14 protein-coding genes are annotated in these 21,469 nt (G+C 41.1%); 7 read left to right on the top strand and 7 right to left on the bottom strand.

Annotation, left to right across the window (positions count from 1 at the left end; genetic code table 11):
• Nucleotides 1-945 carry a metallophosphoesterase gene (locus tag J8Z24_RS16950; protein ID WP_176032215.1) on the bottom strand — a complete coding sequence of 315 codons (945 nt, stop codon included), beginning with the start codon at nt 943-945 and terminating at the stop codon, nt 1-3.
• 204 nt (nt 946-1,149) lie between these two features.
• The gene (locus tag J8Z24_RS16945; protein WP_128732522.1) at nt 1,150-2,040 is read right to left on the bottom strand and encodes a LysR family transcriptional regulator; all 891 of its coding nucleotides are present in this window, start codon (nt 2,038-2,040) and stop codon (nt 1,150-1,152) included.
• A 112-nt stretch (nt 2,041-2,152) separates the two neighbouring features.
• Between J8Z24_RS16945 and J8Z24_RS16940 the strand changes: the two genes are divergently transcribed.
• The 5 genes from J8Z24_RS16940 (at nt 2,153) to J8Z24_RS16920 (ending at nt 9,567) form a co-directional block, all read left to right on the top strand.
• Nucleotides 2,153-3,343, top strand: a complete 1,191-nt coding sequence (locus tag J8Z24_RS16940; protein ID WP_252095810.1) for an MFS transporter — start codon at nt 2,153-2,155, stop codon at nt 3,341-3,343.
• A 260-nt stretch (nt 3,344-3,603) separates the two neighbouring features.
• The gene (locus tag J8Z24_RS16935; protein WP_252095809.1) at nt 3,604-4,548 is read left to right on the top strand and encodes a substrate-binding domain-containing protein; all 945 of its coding nucleotides are present in this window, start codon (nt 3,604-3,606) and stop codon (nt 4,546-4,548) included.
• A 260-nt stretch (nt 4,549-4,808) separates the two neighbouring features.
• On the top strand, nt 4,809-6,032 hold the full coding sequence (locus tag J8Z24_RS16930; protein ID WP_252095808.1) for a DUF642 domain-containing protein: 1,224 nt from the start codon (nt 4,809-4,811) through the stop codon (nt 6,030-6,032).
• 365 nt (nt 6,033-6,397) lie between these two features.
• Complete coding sequence (locus J8Z24_RS16925) at nt 6,398-7,621, top strand: DUF642 domain-containing protein (protein WP_252095807.1); 1,224 nt, start codon at nt 6,398-6,400, stop codon at nt 7,619-7,621.
• A gap of 737 nt (nt 7,622-8,358) precedes the next feature.
• On the top strand, nt 8,359-9,567 hold the full coding sequence (locus J8Z24_RS16920) for a tyrosine-type recombinase/integrase (RefSeq protein ID WP_125252949.1): 1,209 nt from the start codon (nt 8,359-8,361) through the stop codon (nt 9,565-9,567).
• A 192-nt stretch (nt 9,568-9,759) separates the two neighbouring features.
• On the opposite strand, the gene J8Z24_RS16915 is transcribed toward J8Z24_RS16920, so the two are convergent.
• Nucleotides 9,760-11,313: a methyl-accepting chemotaxis protein gene (locus tag J8Z24_RS16915; RefSeq protein WP_125252948.1), complete on the bottom strand. Its 1,554-nt coding sequence runs from the start codon at nt 11,311-11,313 to the stop codon at nt 9,760-9,762.
• Between the two features lie 234 nt (nt 11,314-11,547).
• Here J8Z24_RS16915 and hemH point away from each other — a divergent pair, with 234 nt between their 5' ends.
• Nucleotides 11,548-12,567: a ferrochelatase gene (gene hemH / locus J8Z24_RS16910; protein ID WP_125252947.1), complete on the top strand. Its 1,020-nt coding sequence runs from the start codon at nt 11,548-11,550 to the stop codon at nt 12,565-12,567.
• 524 nt (nt 12,568-13,091) lie between these two features.
• Here the strand turns inward: hemH and J8Z24_RS16905 are convergent.
• From J8Z24_RS16905 to J8Z24_RS16895, 3 genes are all read right to left on the bottom strand, one after another.
• Nucleotides 13,092-15,650, bottom strand: coding sequence for a bifunctional diguanylate cyclase/phosphodiesterase (locus J8Z24_RS16905; protein WP_252095806.1), 2,559 nt, complete (start codon nt 15,648-15,650; stop codon nt 13,092-13,094).
• Nucleotides 15,651-16,237: 587 nt separating this feature from the next.
• Complete coding sequence (locus J8Z24_RS16900) at nt 16,238-17,647, bottom strand: YfcC family protein (RefSeq protein ID WP_128731515.1); 1,410 nt, start codon at nt 17,645-17,647, stop codon at nt 16,238-16,240.
• A gap of 92 nt (nt 17,648-17,739) precedes the next feature.
• Nucleotides 17,740-19,329 (bottom strand): sensor domain-containing diguanylate cyclase, encoded by a 1,590-nt coding sequence (locus J8Z24_RS16895; protein WP_147390882.1) that lies wholly within the window; start codon nt 19,327-19,329, stop codon nt 17,740-17,742.
• A gap of 227 nt (nt 19,330-19,556) precedes the next feature.
• Between J8Z24_RS16895 and J8Z24_RS16890 the strand changes: the two genes are divergently transcribed.
• Nucleotides 19,557-19,766 carry a hypothetical protein gene (locus J8Z24_RS16890; RefSeq protein ID WP_147390881.1) on the top strand — a complete coding sequence of 70 codons (210 nt, stop codon included), beginning with the start codon at nt 19,557-19,559 and terminating at the stop codon, nt 19,764-19,766.
• A 402-nt stretch (nt 19,767-20,168) separates the two neighbouring features.
• Here the strand turns inward: J8Z24_RS16890 and J8Z24_RS16885 are convergent, their stop codons facing one another.
• Nucleotides 20,169-21,353: an alkaline phosphatase family protein gene (locus J8Z24_RS16885; protein WP_176032273.1), complete on the bottom strand. Its 1,185-nt coding sequence runs from the start codon at nt 21,351-21,353 to the stop codon at nt 20,169-20,171.
• Between the last annotated feature and the right edge of the window lie 116 nt (nt 21,354-21,469).

Raw genomic sequence — 21,469 nt, 5'->3', positions numbered from 1 at the left:
TTACAGCCCCTTACATTTGGCAACCTTTGCCTTTGAGTGTAATGCCGAAACCGAAAACGGCTTATTTTTGTCGTCAGTAACAGTGATTTTTGCAATATCTAAAAACTGAAAATCTCCCGGTGCATTGAGCCGCCACAGGTTGTTTGCAAGCTTAGTAAAGCAAAATTCACCGGTATCGCCATGGATCAGCAATAGTGGATAGCTAAGCCTTGCTGCATATTGTGCAAATGTTTCGCGATATAGTTGATAGCCATCGCACTTGGCTTTGGTTGTTTTGTTACAGTGTCCAGAGTATTTTTGTGACTGATATAGGTCGGCTTGCATGAATATAACCGCCGCTTTACGCGTTGAAGATAGCAAGCTATTCAGCCATTTTATATTTTCTTCATCACGACTTTGGGATGCTTTGTACGCCACTTTTTTATTTGAAAGTAAAATCTGCCTACGGCCGTTATTGGTACCAGGGATATGCAAGGTTAAAAACTGTACATCATCAACTACCCATGCCTGATTTTCTGGTAGAGTGAGTTGGCGCTTAAATTGTGGCAAATGAGGGCTTTGGACTGCAAAGTTATCGCGAATAAAGTTCAGCCTTTCTAGCTCATCATATCTTGGCGAGAGTGTTTCACGATCGCAGTCTGTCCAATCATTGTCCCCAGGTGTGTAGACAAAGGGTTTGCTACTCACATTAGAAATCAGAGCATAATTGCTGCGCAGTAATTCATTCGTGCATGAAAGCGAGCCAGACTTCATATCACCAACATGGACGATAAAGTCATGCTCAGTCGCATTCGCTAACTTATGTAACACCCCTGTTGATGTCAGCATTTCATGGTCTACCTGTGTGTATGGCATATCGCCAAAAGCTAAAAAGGAAGTTGCTGAAGCATGAAATGTGCAAATCAGAAAAGTAAGTACGATAGTAAATGAGAATATTTGTGACACGATAATGCTCCTTGGATTGAGCTAGGCATCATACACTATCTCTGTGACAGAATTAGTCTCTACAATAGGGATTTTGAGCGATAGGCTTTCATGGCTCGCGGTTGTATTTTCAACACATAGCGAGCTGTGATTGTAGATTAAAATGAAACACATTGATTGATCTATAGTGTACATACTGAATTTGTAACTTGTTTAATTTGATAATCAAAGTTGCAGTCTAGGGGTAATGTAATCTAAAAATGCAGAAACCCTCGATGAGACGGCACTATTTTGATAGTAAACAGCTTGCACTGTTTCTCGTCTATTAGGTGAAACAATGCGCTCGTGAAATACCTCAACCAGTTTACCTGAACGTATATCGTCACAGACCATAAAGTGAGATAAAAGTGCGATACCGTGGCCAGCAATACAAAGTTGTCGCACAGTTTCGCCACTCGACGCACTTATGGAAAACTTTAGTTGTTGTGGTGTGTGTAGTGGCCAATGATTGAGATGCGGCGCATCAGTAAAGCCAATTAAGCGATGATCAGCAAGTTCAAGAGGCTCATTCTTTGGGTTTTCAAGCTTTTCAAGATAGTCAGGGCTTGCGACTAGATGTAATTTACTGCGCCCTAATAGGCGAGCATGGAGGTTAGAGTCAGGTAAATCGCCAATTCTAATTGCAATATCAGTTTTGTATTCCAGCAAATTAATAATGCTATCATGACTGGTAATTTCAAGATTAATTGCAGGAAAAGCATTATTAAAGCCTTTAAGTAAAGGGGTAAGCTGGTGGAGCACAAATGGACTGGCAGCATCTACTCTTAGCCTCCCTGCAGGGGAAAATCGCAGAAGCCGCAACGCTTCTTCTCCTTGGGCAAGCGTATTCAGCGCTTGGCGCGCATAGTTCAAAAATAGTGTTCCTTCTTCAGTTAACTCGATACGCCGCGTGGTACGATTTAATAACGTTACATTCAATGACTTTTCTAAGCGGGTTACAGCTCTAGATACTTTTGCAACTTGTTGATCCATCAAATTGGCAGCGGATGAGAAGCTTCCTGTATCTACCACACTAACGAAAGCGTCGAGATCTTCTGATTTTGAATTCACAGCCATTGGGTTACCTTTTCAATTTTGACAAAAGTATTTTGTCATTTTTACTGTTTTTGGCAAATAAAACTTCACGCACACTACAGCAACTATTTAATCTTGGCACAAAAGGTACACTATGCCGTTTGCTTTACTCGCACTGACCCTCAGTGCATTCGCTATTGGAACCACTGAATTTGTCATCGTTGGGTTAGTCCCAACCATTTCTGCTGATTTGAACGTGTCTTTGCCCAGCGCAGGTTTATTAGTGAGCCTTTACGCGATTGGCGTAGCGATAGGCGCTCCACTATTAACTGCGCTTACAAACACATGGGAGAGAAAGCGGTTGCTTATCAGTTTAATGGTGCTGTTTATTCTCGGTAACCTTATCGCTTGGCAAGCTCCAAGTTATGAAAGGTTAGTTATTGCTCGTGTTCTAACTGGGCTTGCACATGGGGTGTTTTTCTCTATTGGTGCGACAATTGCAGCTAGTTTAGTGGCCAAAGAAAGCGCTGCTAGCGCAATTGCTATTATGTTTACAGGCCTGACCGTTGCTTTAGTCACCGGGGTGCCGTTAGGTACATGGGTAGGGCAAATATTTGGCTGGCGGGCGACGTTCTTGATTGTGGCTGGGCTTGGTTTTATCGCGCTCGTTGGTTGCGTATTGCTTATTCCTAAAAATCTTGAAAAAGCGCCTGCCGCAAGGTTTTCAGAGCAAGTAAAAGTGCTTGCACAGCCTAGGCTACTCCTTGTGTTTTTAATCACAATATTGGGGTATGGTGGCACGTTTACCGCTTTTACCTATCTGGCTCCCATATTACAACAACAAGCTGGGTTTAGTTCTACTGCGGTAAGTCTTGTCATGCTAGTGTATGGCGTTTCTGTTGCGGTCGGGAATATTTATGGTGGTAAACTAGCTGATAAAAAGGGTGCTGTCAGTGCGCTTACCATTATTTTTACCATGCTTAGCCTGGTGTTGTTGGCGCTTACCTTCACTATGCAGTCCAAAGTCGGTGTGATAATAACGGTCGTATTATGGGGAGCTTTTGCCTTTGGTAACGTGCCTGGGTTACAGGTCTACGTTGTGCAATTGGCACAGCAGGTTTCTCCTAAGGCGGTTGATGTCGCGTCAGGTTTTAATATTGCGGCATTTAACATAGGGATCGCACTTGGATCTATTCTTGGGGGGCAGATTGTTGACAGCATGTCACTACAAGATACCGCTTGGGTAGGTGCACTGATAAGCATGATGGCGTTGATAGCAACCCGCTATAGCGGGCATTTGGATAGTAAACCCAAAGACAGAGAGTTTACGAACGCCAATAATTAAAATAAACCTGCAATGCTTAGCGTCCTGTGAATTGTTCGTTATTGAAGTACTTCTAGATGAGTAGGGCGACTAGCCTAGGCATTGCATTAATTGTTCATCCTGTTGCTTGTTTTATATGCCGGTTTATTGAGGGTTGCGTTGTCTAAAATATCGGTTATGCTTGCTGTAGAGATTAAAAATAGTCCACTCGAAACATGCAGTTAACTCATAAAGTACAGCGTTTTATTGTAATGGCAATAGGCTTGATAAGCCTATTAGTTATGAGCCAGAACGCGTACGCCAGCATAACCATTGCTGTCGTTGGTAAGACTAAAAACGACAGCTTTTATGAGCAATCTTTCAAAGGCTGTGTTCATTTTGCACGTCGTCATGTTGGCTTGAGATGTATTTACGATGGTGCTGATGATTATCAGGACTTTAGAACACAAAGCTTAGTGATAAATGACTTATTATCGCAAAAAGTAGATGGGTTATTAATTTCCACGACTGATTCTGACTTCTTGGTTTCGCGTTCACTGAAAAAAGCAAAGCAGCTTAATATACCAGTAATAACCTTTGATTCAGATTTACTGGAAGCACATAAAAGTTATCGCCTCGCATATGTAGGTACCGATAATTTTTCGTTCGGTGTTGCGTTAGGTGAGGCCGCCAAAGCATTTAAGTCTAGCGAGCCACAACAAATCTGCATACAAACAGGGCACCACTCAACACCAAACCTAGATAAGCGAATGAACGGTGTCAGGTATGCACTATCTGAGCACTCAAGTATAGAGCCACTTAAAGGCGAGCATGGCTGGATTGAGTTTGAGCGCTGCCCACTATATACGATGGGCAAGCGTGACGATGCTCTTAGCCAACTATTGGCACTAGTTCAGTATGAGAAACCGCCTATTTTTTTAGCGGTAGCAGGTTTTGCTCAGTTTCATCCAAAATATATAACGAAGTTGACTCCGTACAGGGAAAAAGTGATTAGCGAAAAAGCCGTAATTATTTCGGCTGATACTGAAGAAATACAGTTGAGAGCCTTAGAAAACCGCTTGTCCACAATAAACATTGGTCAAAATCCGTTTGAAATGGGTCGCAAGGGAGCTGAGCTGCTGTATCACGCCATTAAATTGGGAGAAATGCCATCACAAGACAGCTACTATTTAGACTTTCATTATTGTAACCAAGAAAATACACGAAGCTGCACGGTAAATTACTAAAGACCCCCTTTCTATGTTTAACAACCCCCGAGTTTAATGTACGCATGCTTTGAAATGGTAGTGTCACTTTCAATCGCACCCATAACACTCTAGTTAAAAAGTATTGTTTTTTATGAGTGGAAATGGATTAAATAAATGAATAAGTCTGGTTTTTTGATTGCTCATTGACCATGGAGTAGAAAAATACGACAATGGTAGTATGTTGTTTTGATTTTTGTAAACATTTAATTTACAAATTCGGCTTGTGGTTTGGAGTAGGTATGAAATTAAGCGTTATTGCAGGTGCGATGTTGTTAGCAGTTGGGTCAGCCAATGCTGCTGATAATTTAGTCATCAATGGTTCATTTGAAACATCAGGTAGTATTTCTGGCAATTGGGCTTTGTTTAATGACTTACAGGGCTGGAGTCGAGACGGAGCAAGGTTCGAGATCCAAAAGCAAAGTCTTGGTATCATTAACCCACAAGACGGGGATCAGTATTTAGAGCTTGATTCAACGGCTAATTACACGATTTATCAAGACATACCGACTACAGCTGGTAGAAAATACAAAGTGAGCTTTTATTACTCGGCTCGTGTTGTAGATAATAGCTCAACAAATCTTGCACGCGCTTGGTTTGGCGAAAATACGCTGGCAACAATGAATGCGACGACACGAGGATGGTCAAAATACGAGTTTACTGTAGAGGCGACATCAAGCTCAACACAACTCAAATTTCAAGGAGTTGGTACTTCTGATTCTTATGGTGCATTACTCGACAACGTTGTTGTGACAGAAGAAGTACAGACACCAGCACCAACGACGGGTTGTAAAGTGGGTGTTTATGGCATAAACAACTTCGGCGAACAAAGCAATAGTTATGTTTATCACTTTGATATCAGTGGTGGTACGTATTCATACGTAGAAGGCGTTGATAACACTGCCTCTAACATCGCGGCGCACAACGGTGAGCTATATTTTATGGAGCAGACTAACGGTACGACCAAAGCTTCATCACTGTGGAAAGTTTCGCTAGATAGCGCCGAGCAAACGCTCGCAGCCAATACCGTTTCTTGGCCGATTTACCGCTCAGCGGTTACCCCAGATGGTACAAAGCTCCTTTCAAGCAGTAAAACGTACTTGTACGAGTTTGACTTACAAAGTGGTGCAAAAACGGTACTAGGCAAATTAAGCTATGCAGGTGATGACTTCTCACATGGCGATATTGCATACTCAGCTGACACGAATCTAATTTATGTGTTAACAGGCAAAGCCTTGTATGTGCTTGACAAAGGAGCCATGACGTTAGACTTAGTGGGTGAGCATGGCGTAAATTGGGCTTCGGGTCTTGCAGTGAGTAGCGATGGCACATTATATGTATCAGGGCGTAACAAAGGTGAGGATGCAAAACTTTATACGCTAGATGCCAATACAGGCGAAGCGACTTATGTCATGGACGCACCGGAGCATATTAACGATTTAACCTATGTCGCTAATTGCCAATAACCATTAATGCAGCAGCGTTAAAATAAAGGCGAGGGGAGTCCCTCGCTTTTTTGTTTTTACGTCAGAGCAGTAACCGATACGACACACCTACTAAAAGAATGTTGATCTATTACGTTTTATTCTCTTGCCGGTATGAATAACTTTGCTCCATTGGTCTATTCAATATTGATATAGGATGTGCATGCGCTAAAAAACCACTTTTCGTAAAATGAAAATCCGTAATTGCATTCTGCAAATAAACATGAAACTTCAAGAGAAAAGATACAAATAAATAGCATAAGCTTTTGATAAATATTAAGTTATTTATTGTTTGTGTTGGCATGTATTGTGCAGTCAACATACAGGTACTTTAACGGAGATTTATTATGAGAACAGCTCTATTATACTCAGCGCTAATTATTTTACCCTTTGCCACAATAGGCTCGCCAAACTTAGTTAGTAATGGGTCGTTTGAAAATAACTCGGTGTTGACAGGAACTTGGGGGTTAGTGGACGAGATTGACGGATGGACGATAGCTGGTGCTCAGCTAGAAATTCAAAAATCAACCATTAGTTTTATAAACTCGCAAGATGGCAGTAACCACGTTGAGCTCGACTCGACGGGCAACTATACCATCTACCAAGATCTTGCGACGACTGCTGGTAACAAATACAAAGTAAGTTTTTATTATTCAGCAAGGGTTGAAGGAGATAATTCGACAAACCGTGCCAGAGTATGGTTTGGAGATACAACTTTAACTACTATGAATGCCAACACATTAGGGTGGCAGAAGTTTGAATATACGGTCGTTGCATCAAGTGAGGTTACTCAACTAAGGTTTCAAGGAATGGGTCGTTCAGACTCTTTAGGTGCGTTACTCGACAACGTTGTTGTGACAGAAGAAGTACAGACACCAGCACCAACGACGGGTTGTAAAGTAGGTGTTTATGGGATAAACAACTTCGGCGAACAAAGCAATAGTTATGTTTATCACTTTGATATCAGTGGTGGTACATATTCATACGTAGAAGGCGTTGATAACACTGCCTCTAACATCGCGGCGCACAACGGTGAGCTATATTTTATGGAGCAGACTAACGGTACGACCAAAGCTTCATCACTGTGGAAAGTTTCGCTAGATAGCGCCGAGCAAACGCTCGCAGCCAATACCGTTTCTTGGCCGATTTACCGCTCAGCGGTTACCCCAGATGGTACAAAGCTCCTTTCAAGCAGTAAAACGTACTTGTACGAGTTTGACTTACAAAGTGGTGCAAAAACGGTACTAGGCAAATTAAGCTATGCAGGTGATGACTTCTCACATGGCGATATTGCATACTCAGCTGACACGAATCTAATTTATGTGTTAACAGGCAAAGCCTTGTATGTGCTTGACAAAGGAGCCATGACGTTAGACTTAGTGGGTGAGCATGGCGTAAATTGGGCTTCGGGTCTTGCAGTGAGTAGCGATGGCACATTATATGTATCAGGGCGTAACAAAGGTGAGGATGCAAAACTTTATACGCTAGATGCCAATACAGGCGAAGCGACTTATGTCATGGACGCACCGGAGCATATTAACGATTTAACCTATGTCGCTAATTGCGAATAATCATTAATGCAGCAGCGTTAAAATAAAGGCGAGGGGAGTCCCTCGCTTTTTTATAAATGAACGTTCACTCTAAGGTGTTGAAATATATGGTAGCATTGAAACGTTGTGGCCACACAGCCCACTTCCCATAACATGTGTGATGTCTGACCGCGTAAGATTTGAAATATTTTAGCGAAAGCTCTTGCTAGAATGTTCAGCTTTTTCTTAGGTTCAAGCCAAGGTTCAAAAAACAAAACCAACAGCTTGTTAAGCAAGTTTAAGCAGAGTGTTCATGCCTAGATTTTACCCCAGTATGGTCGACTCATTAAGTTTGATGAAGCCAATTTACATCTAAAGCAAATAATCCAAATTTCTACAAAATCACACAAGGATCTCGTGGGGCACATTCATACTCGGGTGTTTACAAAAGCAAGTGCAACAAAAACACAGCTTTTAGATGATTTATGTAGTTCAGTGGTAACCCCTATTGACCAAGGCGAGAAGATTATACCTGTTAGAAAATGTTTTGATGAAGTTGTAACTAAGAATGGGTGTTCGTACATTGGTAAACGAGGTGGGTGAACCCAAGTTATCTACCAAGATAATAAGAATACAGCGCGCGTTGCGAACAGTAGAAGGAAAAATGCCTCATATTCATCTATTTAACATAACGTAAATTATGGGTTGTTTTTTTGGGTTGCATTAAGCGTGTTATCGTTACTATAATATGTCCAATACTAACCAATATCGGACTTTTTATGGTTCTGCCTTTAGTCGATACTTTTAAGCAACTTAGGTATCAAATCGCGCATCTAGAAGATAATACGTTAGCACATGAATATCCAGAGTTGGCTAAATTCTTAGTCGTGCATAATAAATCTTTGCCTGTTGAAGCGGAACTGCAGTTTCTATTTCAGTTTTTATATGTTTACGGTCGTAAATCAGAGGCTACTTTTAATCGGTTCCGTAATGAGCTTGAGCGTTTTTATTTGTGGTCATGGCTGATAGCACAAAAGTCTGTATTTGATTTAAAACGTGAAGATGTTGAAGCATATGTTGATTTTGTTGTTGAGCCGGACAAAGCATGGACGCAAACTTCTGTTCAATGGCGCTACAAACAAGACCAAGGGATCCGTAGAGTTAATGAGAATTGGCGCCCTTTTGTTCTAAAAGAAAATGGTGCGAGCCAACAGACATTGGCTGCAATGTTTACGGCACTTAACGTGTTTTATAAGTTTGCAATTTTGGAGGAAAAATCATTCACCAATTTTGTTCCTGTGGTAAAGAAAAATAGTCCCTACTTGGTTGTACAGTCACAAATAAACCTTCCCGACACATTGAGTGATCTACAGTGGGAATACGTATTCGGAGTCACCCGTGACTTATGTGAGCAACAGCCGGATTTAGAGCGAAACCTTTTCGTTCTTGCGTGTTTAAAAGGTTTATATTTACGTATTTCTGAACTGTCAGATCGCCCTCATTGGTCTCCTGTTATGAGCCACTTTTGGCAAGATCAAGATGACTTTTGGTATCTCAGGATCATGGGTAAAGGTAATAAGTTGCGAGACGTGACATTAAGCGAAGATTTTATTGGTTACTTAAAACGCTATCGCCACTATCGAGGTTTAAGTGCCCTCCCACGTGTTGATGAGCCATATCCGATTATCCATAAGTTACGCGGACAAGGTGGTATGAATGTTCGCCAATTACGCCGTATAGTTCAGCAGAGCTTTGATTTGGCAGTAGATAAGTTAAAAGAGGATGGATTCACAGAAGAATCAGAGCAATTACAAGCCGCAACATCACATTGGTTGAGGCACACTGGTGCGACTCACGACGCACAGCATCGCCCGCTTAAGCACCTATCAGAAGATCTTGGGCATGCAAAAATTGCAACTACAGACCAAATTTATATTCAAACCAATATTAAAGAGCGAGCAAAATCTGGGCTAAAACGAAAAATATAGCCTTATCAATACAATCTAGATCTGCTGCTACAAAAAATTAAAAATGGTGTCTAACCTACTGTTTCTACGAGTGTTACAACAGGTATGGCTACGGGAAAAACGAAGAGGAATACTTACTCAGAGGTTAAATTAGCGTAACAAAATGCCACACATTACTTAATGTGTGGCATATGGATGTTCATATTATCACGGTTAATTACGCTTGAATCGTACAATTAATTCGTGCATCTCTTTTGCAATTGACTCTAAATCTTTACTTTCTTGATGCACTTTATCTGCACTATCTAGACTATTATTTGCAAGTTGAGCAATATTGACTACCTGTTGGTTAATATCGTCTGATACGGTTGCTTGCTGTTCAACTGATGTTGCAATTTGCATGGACATATCACTTATCTGTATTACAGCTTGAGTAATTTGCTGAAGCATGTCAGTACTTTGGTTCAGCTGATCAATACCGTGAAGAGATTCTTCCTGACCTTGTTGAGCGATATTAACAGATGCTTGTGTGCTGCTAGTTAGCTCTTCGATGATAGCGTGGATCTCTTTTGTTGACTCTTGAGTACGCTGTGCTAGATGCCTTACCTCGTCTGCGACTACGGCAAAGCCCCTACCTTGCTCTCCTGCTCTTGCAGCTTCGATGGCGGCATTTAGTGCCAACAAATTCGTCTGCTCTGCAATTTGTTCGATAATTTGTGCGGCTGCCGCTATTTTATCAGTTTGTTTAGAAACGCCTTCAACGGAGCTGCGAATATCCGAGATTGTGTTACTCAGGTCGCTAAATGCGACTTTGGTTTTGTTGGCGATTTGCTCTGTCTGAGACGTCAACTCCAATGAATTTTGTGCATCTTTGGCGCTCAGCTGAACGCTATTTGAGACATCATTAATAGTTGTAGTCATTTCATTCATTGCTGTTGCTACAAGCTCGGTTTCAGATTGTTGCTTTTGTAGGTCTGCGTAGGTTGCTTGTGCTTCGTTACTGGCAGTATGTGCACCTTTTGAAACGTTTTGCGCGGCATGCTCTACTCTGGTAAGGATAGTGTCAAGATGGGCGCGTTCGCTTTTTAAGCGTACTTGGATAGACGCCATCGTGCCATCCCAAGTGGAGTAAACTTGTTGTGAAATTTCGTCGCAAAAGCTATGAGCAAGCTCAGACTCTAAGCGCTTTAGTTGCTCTTTATCGCGCCAAGTTGCATAAGCTGAGTATCCGAGCATATTTGCCATTAGCCAGAAGAATCCGGCGGACTCGGAAACAAAATACCACAGCAATAATGATGAGATAATGTTGAAAACAGGCCAGATGATCCGTAGTTTCGGCAGGCCTATGCCACCGCTTTTGTTACTGTTTACGCTGCTATATAGCTGGCTTGCACGTTCAACAGTTGACCTATCAGGGCAGCTTCTCACTGACTCATAACCAACAATTTGGCCATTTTCAGTGATTGGAGTCACGTACGCGTCTACCCAATAATGATCGCCATTTTTACATCTGTTTTTTACGATCCCCATCCACGGCTTACCAGTTTTAAGCTGCTTCCACATTGTAGCAAAAGCAATAGGCGGCATATCTGGATGGCGAACAAGATTGTGAGGCTGACCAATTAACTCGTCACGCGAAAAGCCGCTAATGTCGATAAGTGCTTGATTACAGTCAATAATATTGCCTTTTAGGTCAGTGACAGAAATCAGTTTTACGTCACGAGAAAACGTTTTTTCTCTTTGAGTTATTGGGTGGTTGGTTCTCATTTAAATATTCCAAAACTACAGATATTTTATTTTCCTTTTGTGAATGCAGGAAAATACGCCCTCACACACTGAATAGCAATAGAGAAGGGATTAATTAACGATAATTACAACTATAGTGTGAGAGATTTCGCGGCGCAAATTGATTTGATCGAGTTTAGATCTAAATTGGGCTTACTCACGTACAAGCTTTCTTGTAAAATAATAGCACTTGAATAATAACCTAAGGAGCGTTTGGTGTCTCGCTTTTCAGCAATTACTGATAACCCACATGAAGGTAGATTTAACTCCAAAACAGGGATTTTGATAACCAACTTAGGTAGCCCTGATGCACCTACTGCAAAAGCCCTTAGGGTCTATCTTGCTGAGTTTCTCTCTGATCCACGCATCGTTGAAATTCCAAGGTTGATTTGGCTGATGATTTTGCACGGAATCATCCTTCGGGTTCGTCCAAAGAAATCAGCCCACGCCTACCAGTCTATTTGGACCGACGAAGGCTCACCGCTCATCACCATTAGTAAAGCCCAAACTGCTAAGATCGAGAAGCAACTTCGTGATGAAGGCTTTAACGATATAGAAGTCGAACTGGCGATGCGTTATGGAAACCCTTCCATAGAATCCGGCTTGGAAAAGCTGCGAAATAAAGGTGTGACTCGAATTATTATCGTACCGCTATATCCACAATATTCCAGCGCCACAACGGGTTCAACCTTTGATCAGGTGTCTAAAGTCTTGCGAGGATGGCGTTGGGTTCCCGAGCTACACTTCATAAATGGGTATCACAAACACCCTCTGTACATAGAATCACTGGCGAACTCTATTAAAGAAGATTTAGAAGTGCATGGAGAGCCAGAAAAATTGGTATTTTCATATCACGGTACTCCGAAGCTATTCTTAGATAGGGGCGATCCGTATCACTGTTTTTGCCAACAAACGACTCGCCTTGTGGTTGAAAAGCTGGCGTTAGACAAAGATAAAGTGATAACTACGTTCCAGAGTCGCTTTGGTAAGGCAGAATGGTTGCAGCCATATACTGACAAAACGTTAGAAAGCCTTCCAAGTCAAGGAGTAAAAGATGTGGCAATATTGAGTCCCGCTTTTAGTGCTGATTGTTTAGAAACACTGGAAGAACTTGAAGTTGAGAACAGAGAGGTTTTTGAGTCATCAGGTGGTGACAAATACCGCTACATTCCAGCGCTTAATGATCGTGATGATCATATCAAAGCAATCACGGCGCTTATTAAACCGCTACTTTAGAACAGTTGCAATTAACCAGAGGATTTACCGATGAGGTAAATCCCCTATCCTCACTGGCGCTTCTATATTATATTCCCAATCCAGACTATCGATTACTCCAAAACGGATATAAGATCAAAACCATGTGGCGCAAGCTCGGTGTTAAAGTCATCGAGTTTGTCTGTTATACCAATTTTCTTAATTAAGAGGTCTATTTTGAGGCGAGAAAACCTTGTCGATAGCCCCGCTACCGCCAAGGTACCTACTTCCTGTAGGCAAGTTTGCTATTTATTTGTTCTAAATAAGCAATTTTTAACGATGTTAGCGTCAGATTTACTCCTTCAAATTGAACAAATATTAAGTCAAATTGGTATTAATTAACAGATTGAATACATAAAAATTTCAGGCTTAGTATAACCGCGTTGTGTCATGTTGACGTTGTGGTATCAGTGTAGACTCGTTATTGATTATTGGGCGGATACACGGTATTTCTTTATTTAAAAGCAGCGTATTACCCTAATGAAGAGCAGCTAACAACACCTCATTTATCGTTCAGCTGCTGTTTCACGCTCTGCACCAGCAAATTCAACAAAAGCATTGGTTTGTAAGAGTGTTAAACATGCTTCGATTGGCTTTGCCGGACTGTAGAAAAACCCTTGTATGTGGTGACAGCCTAGCTCTCGTAATTTCTCCAGTTGGCTTAGGTGCTCCACACCTTCAGCTATGACGTCAATACCTAACTTGTCACTAAGTTTGATCAGGCAATCTATCATAACTTGCTTGTTTAAATCCGACATCAAGCTGTCGACAAAGCTCTTATCAATTTTTAGATAATCCACTTGGTTTTCAATCAAGTTACTTAAAGAAGAGTAACCGGTGCAAAAGTCATCAAGTGATACTTTTACTCCATGCTTTCTCAACTCATTTAATGTTCTCCAAGTATAGCGGTTTGTTGCCAGAGATTCTGTCACTTCAATCGTGATTGAATCATAGGGGATTTGAGCATTTTCAATGGCACTGGTGATTAACTTTACTTGATTAATACTGGCTTTAAATTCACTTACCGAGCGGTTGATTGAAATTCCCACATCCGAAAAGCCTGCTTTATGGATCTGCGCTAAATCTTGGCAGCTTTTTTCGAGCACAAATTGACCAACTAAGTGTATCAGTCCAAACTCTTCCGCGATGGGGATAAACGTGCCTGGCGATACCATTCCATACTCATCATCAAACCAGCGAACAAGCGCTTCAAACTTGGTAATATGATGAGTATCTGCGTTCACGATAGGTTGATAGTAGACAGTAAGCGTTTTCTCTTTCAATGCTTGTTTCAATCTATCTTTGAGTTTTATTTTGTTCAGATAAGCATTTTGTATGGTGGCATTATGGAGTGCAACTTGACCTCGCTCTGTTTTTTTCACACTGTTGAGTGCATGTGCTGCATTTCTTAGCAAGTTAGCTGCGGTGATCCGAGAGCCAGCCTCAAGTTGCGCTACGCCTGTTGAGCAAGTCAATTCTATTGTTATTTCACTAAATACATATGGTTGAGATAATTTTTGTGATAACTTTTCAGCAACTTTTAATGCACTCTCTACATCACTATGGCTAAGTAATAATGCAAACTCATCACCGCCATATCTTGCGATAATATCATTTTGCCGCACGGCATTTTTGAGCCTCTTTGCGACTGATATAAGAACCTTGTCTCCAATTTCGGGACCAAATACGTCGTTGACTTCTTTAAATCTATCGAGTCCAATAAATAATAATGAGCAACTTGTGTTATTGCTTCTAGAACCAGAAATTTTCTCCTCTAAACGCTGCATAAAGCTACGACGATTTAGTAAGGCCGTAAGTGGTTCATGATTAGCATAAAAAGTAAGTTGTGACTCGTTCCGCTTCCATTCGGTAATATCTCGGAATATTCCGACATAGTTGGCTATTTCACCGCGTTCATCTTTTACTACACTCAGTGTCAGCTCTTCTGGATAAATTTGGCCATTTTTGCGGCGGTTTTGAATTTCACCTTTCCAGTGGCCATGTGTATAAAGCGATGACCACATTGACTCATAAAAAGCTTTATCCTGCTTTCCAGATGACAATACTGCTGGATCTTGACCTATTAATTCATAGCCGGTGTAACCAGTTAGTCTTTCGAATGCGCGGTTTACCATAATGATCTTATTTTTGCTATTGGTGATCATAATGGCTTCTGTTGCATGTTCAAATACAACGTTGGTTAATTCAAGTTGCTTATTGAGCGAAGATATATAACTAATATCTTGGATTGTCGCGGTAAACGCCAATTCGTCACCATGATGCGGGTCATTTTCAACCTGACCAATAATTCGCAGTAAACCACTATGGTCATCACGCGTTGTTAATGAGACTTGTAAATCCACATACCTTATTTCACCAGACTTTACCTTGTTTAATGCGTTTTTGACCCGCTCACTATCCTCAGGTGTTAATTTCTCTAATAGCAACGACAATGTAGGAGCTGTTGTATGAGATTTTAATAGGTGATTTAGGTGCGTGGAAAAGTAATGTTTATTCTGTTTAAGTTGCCATGTCCAAGTCGATAAGTTTGCAATTTGTTCGCCCTTAGCTAGTTGTTTAAGGAGCAGCCCTTGTTTGGTCAATTCGATGTTATGGCTTAGCTCAGTCGCTATTAGGTGGCCAAGTTCTTGAAACCACTCTTTCTGCTCCGTTGTTATTACCTTTTCTTTATTAAACATACAGACCAAAATACCAATAGGTTTATGATCTAGTGCTCGCAAGGTAACGCCAAGATACCCTTCAATACAAAGTACACGGAGAATATCATCTTGTTCATATAGCTGTTGTAGGCCACATGTTACGTTGCAGACATCACTACTGGCTTTAGCATCCGAGCACGGTGTACCCTCAAGGTCGTAGATAATATTGTCAACTTCTTCACCTTTTTGTAGATACATTAGTGTTTTTACACGGGTATCGTCATCAATAAACTTGCCTACAAAACAATGATCCGCATCAAACAGTTGATGCAGTTGGTTCAATGCAAATTGATACCGTTGGGAAGTAGAAGTCAAATTGTAAAATTGGCTAAAGGTTAAATTCATAACATTCTGTTTGGCTAAAGATAGCGGCAACTTTTTTTGTTTAGTAGGTAATAGTAGCTTATAAAACTACAGACAATATAAATGCAGATCAATAAATTTGCTTTAAGTGGCTTATGTTTGCCTTAAAATTTTAGGTTTTTAATGACGTTATACTTCTATCATCTAGTCTTAATGCTTGTGCTCGTTTTTAGTATATCAGGCGCGAGCTGTATATTAGTGTGCTTTGCTTGCAAGGGGTTAGGCCTTTTAGCGCCAGCCGTGTAATACCAAATAACCCTAATAGTTGCTCAATTTGAAGAAGTAAATTTGACGCCACCTGCGTCAAAAACTTCTTATTTAGAGCAACTAAGTAGCAAAATTTTTGCCTTGCCTACTGAGCTAGGTACTTTGGCGATAGCAGGGTACGGTAGCGGAGTTATCGCCAAGATTTTCATGCCTAAAATAGCTCTCTTCATTAAGCCAGTTGATATGAAGAAATCGCTGAAAATGTTATTTGAAGAAGGTGTTTGGAAAAATATCACTTGCGATGAGCAAGCTGACTGTAGGATCAGGTAATGCAGCTTGCATTACCTGATTTACTTTTGGAATTAGCTAACTAACTGTGGCTGTACATCAAGTCCATAGCCAAACATGACTGCAAGCACTAAAACAGTAGCCGCAGCAAACATTAACTTAGCCATCAATGGTAAACAAAATCTAAACCAGTGTGTATACGGGACGCCAGCCATTCCTAAAATACCCATAAGTACGGCATTAGTTGGCACTATCATGTTAGAGAAGCCATCACCAAATTGATAGGCTAATACGGCAACTTGTCTAGGCACACCAACTAAGTCACCAACAGGTACCATCAATGGCATAGTCACGTAGGCTTGTCCTGATCCAGAAGGAATAAACATGTTTAACAATGTTTGGATAAGTAGCATCCCGACTGCAGAAATTTCAGCTGCAACGTAAGACAGAGGTGTCGATAACCCATTCACTATAGTATGAAGGATTTGGCCGTCTTCCAGAATTAAAGCAATACCACGGGCAACACCAATTAATACAGCGGTTGTGACAAGATCAGAAACGCCTTCGATAAAGCGGTTTGCAGCTTCATCAGCTGAAAGTTTACCTAAAATAGAAATAATGATACCCCAAGCAATAAACAATCCGCCTAGCTCATAAAGATACCAGCCTTGCGTTGCTATGCCCCAAACCGCGCATACAAGAGTGATGATAAATGTAGCAAGCACGGCTTGGTGTCTGCCGTTAAGCTGTGGGTAACTAGGTTGTGTTTGTCCAGCTAACGGACACGGAACATCTTTCATCATCGAAGCGTTTGGATCTAATTGAACTTTTTTAGTGTAGCTCCAGACATGATGAAAGCCGATCAATACAAAAGGAACAAAAATAGCGAAGCGCAGCCAAATACCTGAATAAACAGGAACCTCGGCAATTTGTTGTGCAATTAACACGGTAAACGGATTAAACGCTGAGACGCCATAACCTATACCATAACCGGCAATTATCATGCCCACAGCCGTCATTGCATCAAGTTTCATTGCTTTACAAAGCGCAACGAGAATAAGTACAAATGGGATATACTCGCCAGCGGTACCAATCGCACTCGAAGCAATAGCAAAGCAAAACACAACCATAAAAATAAGCTTTTGCGGCTTATCTCCATGTTTTTCCAATAACCTTCCAATTAATGCGTCTACTGTGCCAGTTGCACGAGCTATGGCAAGTACACCACCCACAATCATTACAAAGAAGATTACATCTTGCGCTGCTGCAAAAGCACGGGGAATTGCTTTTAACAAGTCCCAAGGGGTGAGTTGTACAGATTCTTGTGCAATATGGTAAGTACCAGGTAATACAACTTGTCGACCTGACTCTGTAGTCGCAGTATCAAAAAAGCCTTGAGGGATAACCCAAGTAGATATTAGTGCAATAAGCATCATACCCAAAAGTAACACTAAGGTATGAGGAACTTTCAATGTTTTTGCCATGGAAAGTACAGCTCCAAAAAGGTAACGATAATATTGCTCAGCATCTTACCGATATTCGGAGCATATTTCACTTTTTAATAGTAGATTTTAAATTAGGCGGCATTGTGATTAGCTAAAACAGCCTGCTCAACTCTATTTCTACCGTTAGCTTTGGCTTGATATAAACTTCTGTCAGCAAGTTTTAACGCATGATGTAAATCCTCAGAGCATGTCGGCCAATGTGATACGCCTAAAGAGATAGTAATATGTCCGGCATCAGCAAATACGGTGGTTTCAGTACAGTGACGTAACCGTTCGGCAATTTTGGTTGCTTGACTGATCTCAACATGAGGCAGAAACATGAGAAATTCTTCCCCACCACTTCGACATAAATGGTCTTGCTCTCTGGCATTGCGACGCATCAATTCTGCGAGTTTTTGAATGACGGTGTCGCCAATATGATGGCCAAAGGTGTCATTCACGCGTTTAAAGTGGTCAATATCTAGGGCAATAATACTAAATGGGGTCGCCTGTTCGTATGCTGTTTCGAGCCATTTTTCCATCCCGCGGCGGTTAAATAAGAGGGTTAATTGGTCTTGCTTTCGTTCATCATCAAAACGCTGTACTTGCGCTCCTAGATGTTTAACACTGCCGTGCATAGCCTGATATAACCATGTAGCTTCATAATACCAAGTGGCTACGTGCGGGAAGTCGATGTTACGCCCATCTTGTACCTGCTCTGATAATTTAGCCAATCGCCATAGTGGTTTGGCTATTAGTCCTCCAAACCCCAATACGCAGATAAGCAAAAATACTGTAAATGGAACAGTGGTTTTTAGTACATGGCTCATGGTGTCAGAAAGCTGCGACATCGTAACCGCGAGAGGACGCTGAGCTACAACTCCCCACCCGCTAGTTTCAACAGAAGCATATCCAGCCAACATTTCAACCCCCTGTGTATTGATAATCTGGTTTGCGCCTGAACCTTTTCGAGTCAATGAAGTTACGACCTCATTTGCAGTGACATCCTGGCCAATACGATGATCGTCGTGATGATAAATAAGCTTGCCATTAGGCCCTGTTACATAAACATAGGTTTTATCTTGGTGGTGATGATTTGAGAGTAATTTACCTAAAATATTATCGCCTTTGAGGTAAATCCCAGCGGCGATAAAGCCTAAATAGTTGCCATTGTTATCAAATATGGGATGAGTTGGGCTAACCATTAAGTTGCCTGCGGGTGAAATAAATGGGCCTACTATATAGGGAGTCTGTTTACGAAGCGGCGAGGTTTCTACCTCATTCTTTAGCATCGTTCCGGTGATCCCCAGAGAGCTTGGTTGTGCGCCAATTATTTTGCCACTAGCACTAACGAGGACAACAGAGTCGAAGCTATTGGTGCGTACCAGCATTTGTTTTAACTCGTTATCGATCTGTGCACTATTATTCAGATTTTGGGCAATCACATTACTTGAGGCCTTTAATTGCATCAAAACAGATTGTAAAAAAAGGTCTGTCACATCTGCCAGCTTGGTAGCGTATGCACGGTTCGCTTCCAACGTGTCAGTTACCATCACCTGCTTTTGTACTTGATAACTGGAAAACAAGGCGTTTAATAGTGAGGTAAATATGCAAAGTGACGCGAGGATAAGTATCAACTTTTTAAGATCTAGCCAGTGTGTTGTTTTATTTATTTGTACCACTAAAAGTTCTCTTTAATGTACGTCCATGACATTTTAGCTATTCAAATGAGTGATACAGTTAATCTATATCAAACTATGATCTGAGCAATAGCTTATCTGTTTGCTAAAAGATGTATGCTTGCATTATAACCAGTTAGCTAAAAATATTTAGTTTTCTTAACGGATTGTTGGAATTGTCGTCATTATAGGGTGTAAAATATTCTGAACATGAATACAGCGAACCCCTGATGAAAAAAAAGAAAACGAACCCGTTAGTCGGCCATTTTACTTTTGCTTGCTTGGCATTGGCGGCAATTTGGATGTTTGTGACAGATAAAGATACATTGATTGTCCTTAATTCCTTGGTTTTAGTTTATGTGGTCTTCGCATTAGGGCGTCGTTTGATGCAATTTTCAAATAAAAAGCCAAGCCCTCCAACCTCAAAAAAATCGAAATGATACTAGCTCACCTTATGTACGGATAAGAGGTCTTCTAACTCATCAGTACTAAGCCATAACTTAATTTTTCCCTTGTCCAGCTAGAGCGTTTTAGGGTGAAGTCGCTTCGCGCCCTGCCCTCGCTAATGTGCCTAGATGCTGTAGGCAAAGCTAATACCAACTTGACTTAATACTTACTCAATTTGAAGGAGTAAATCTGACGCTGCCAGTGCTAAAACTTGCTGCTAGAACGGTATTAATTCTCCGTGGTTCAGGTTAGCTATATTAAGCGGTTGAACATTTTTAACGCAGCTAAGACGGTAATCTACCTTTGGACAATAGCTGTAAAATTAACGTGATAGCTAGAATACGAGCTGAGGATTAGCTCGTATTCCTTAATTGTTTCAGCGACAAAGTAGGCGACTACTGCCTGACTAACTTGAGTAAGTTCTCACCTTTACTATCAAGCTGATTAAGGGGCTTTAATCCCATTATGTGGGCAAGTGTCGGATACACCTCTAAATTACTTGCTTGTTTAACAGAAACGCCAGATTTAAAAGCAGGTCCTTGTGCAACAAAAAAGGCAGCCATATCGTCTGTAATCTCATAGCCATGGGTTCCATAATAGCTATGTTTCCCTTGCTGCATAAATACAATAGGTGCTTTGGCTTGCAAGATAATATCGCCAATACGAGGTGAGGTGCCTCCGTGCAATTGTATTTTTCGTGACTTTGAGAGCACCTCGAAGCGCCCTTTAGCTTTATCCTTTAGTTTTTCCTCTAATACTGAGATATCTAAATTCTTATCATGATAGGAGTATAGGGACAAACGGGTGCCACTATTTTTAATCATCCACCCTTTTGGTATCTCTAACTCATCAATGAAAACTGACTTTTCAGGCAAGACTTCGGCCATCCCATGATCTGAGACCAACACCAAATTGATTTTAATATCGTCTTTAGCGAGTTCATTGACGAAATCGCCTATAAGCGAATCAACATATTGCACCGCTTTTTTAGTTTCGTCGTGATCAGGTCCAAACTCGTGTCCTTTACTGTCTACTAAAGAGAAATAGCTGGCCACAAATAAGGGCCTTTGCGCTTTTGGAAGTTTTAACCAATTATGGATCTGATTGAGACGATTTTTATAATCCGCTTTTTTTGAGTAATGGTAGTAATAATCAGGTGTCATGCCATTTACCCTCGCGTCTGATTCTGGCCAAAAGTAAGCTGCTGATTTGTGCCCGTGCATTTTAACCAAATTCCAGAGGGGGATCCCTGCTATCCAAGTACTATCGACTTTACCCATCCCCATTTTATAACAAGCTTCACGCTGCTTATCACAAAAGTAATTATCGACGATACCATGGTTGAGAGGCTTTAAACCTGTGACAATAGAAAGGTGATTTGGGAACGTTTTACTTGGATATTGCGGCCACATCTTTGTAGCGCGAACACCGGTGCTGGCGAGCTTTGCGATATTTTTGGCATCATGTTTTTCGATATAATCCCATCGAAAGCCATCAATCGAAATTAAGACAGTTGACACCTTCTGCGCACATACCGCGCTACTGAATAAAGTTAAAATGACAAAAAGTGTTTTGAGCATGTGTGGTTCCCTGTGTGATTAACTACCGATACGTGAGCATGTGTTGCACTCGCTTACGATCGTATGCCGCATTAAATCACAACAATATGAAATTGCTATTTATTTGCGTTAAATAG

The sequence above is a fragment of the Pseudoalteromonas sp. SCSIO 43201 genome (genome assembly GCF_023716725.1).
In the GTDB taxonomy this organism is placed as follows: Bacteria; Pseudomonadota; Gammaproteobacteria; order Enterobacterales; family Alteromonadaceae; genus Pseudoalteromonas; species Pseudoalteromonas peptidolytica.
Note: the sequence above shows the minus strand (reverse complement) of the source record. Positions and strands in the feature narration are given on the sequence as shown.

Excerpts from the sequence above, each read along its gene's own strand:
- J8Z24_RS16905 (WP_252095806.1), bottom strand. The coding sequence starts at position 15,650 with ATGAATTTAACCTTTAGCCAATTTTACAATTTGACTTCTACTTCCCAA.
- J8Z24_RS16890 (WP_147390881.1), top strand. The coding sequence starts at position 19,557 with ATGAAAAAAAAGAAAACGAACCCGTTAGTCGGCCATTTTACTTTTGCT.
- J8Z24_RS16935 (WP_252095809.1), top strand. The coding sequence starts at position 3,604 with ATGAGCCAGAACGCGTACGCCAGCATAACCATTGCTGTCGTTGGTAAG.
- J8Z24_RS16900 (WP_128731515.1), bottom strand. The coding sequence starts at position 17,647 with ATGGCAAAAACATTGAAAGTTCCTCATACCTTAGTGTTACTTTTGGGT.
- J8Z24_RS16920 (WP_125252949.1), top strand. The coding sequence starts at position 8,359 with ATGGTTCTGCCTTTAGTCGATACTTTTAAGCAACTTAGGTATCAAATC.
- J8Z24_RS16915 (WP_125252948.1), bottom strand. The coding sequence starts at position 11,313 with ATGAGAACCAACCACCCAATAACTCAAAGAGAAAAAACGTTTTCTCGT.
- J8Z24_RS16940 (WP_252095810.1), top strand. The coding sequence starts at position 2,153 with ATGCCGTTTGCTTTACTCGCACTGACCCTCAGTGCATTCGCTATTGGA.
- J8Z24_RS16930 (WP_252095808.1), top strand. The coding sequence starts at position 4,809 with ATGAAATTAAGCGTTATTGCAGGTGCGATGTTGTTAGCAGTTGGGTCA.
- J8Z24_RS16885 (WP_176032273.1), bottom strand. The coding sequence starts at position 21,353 with ATGCTCAAAACACTTTTTGTCATTTTAACTTTATTCAGTAGCGCGGTA.
- J8Z24_RS16945 (WP_128732522.1), bottom strand. The coding sequence starts at position 2,040 with ATGGCTGTGAATTCAAAATCAGAAGATCTCGACGCTTTCGTTAGTGTG.
- J8Z24_RS16925 (WP_252095807.1), top strand. The coding sequence starts at position 6,398 with ATGAGAACAGCTCTATTATACTCAGCGCTAATTATTTTACCCTTTGCC.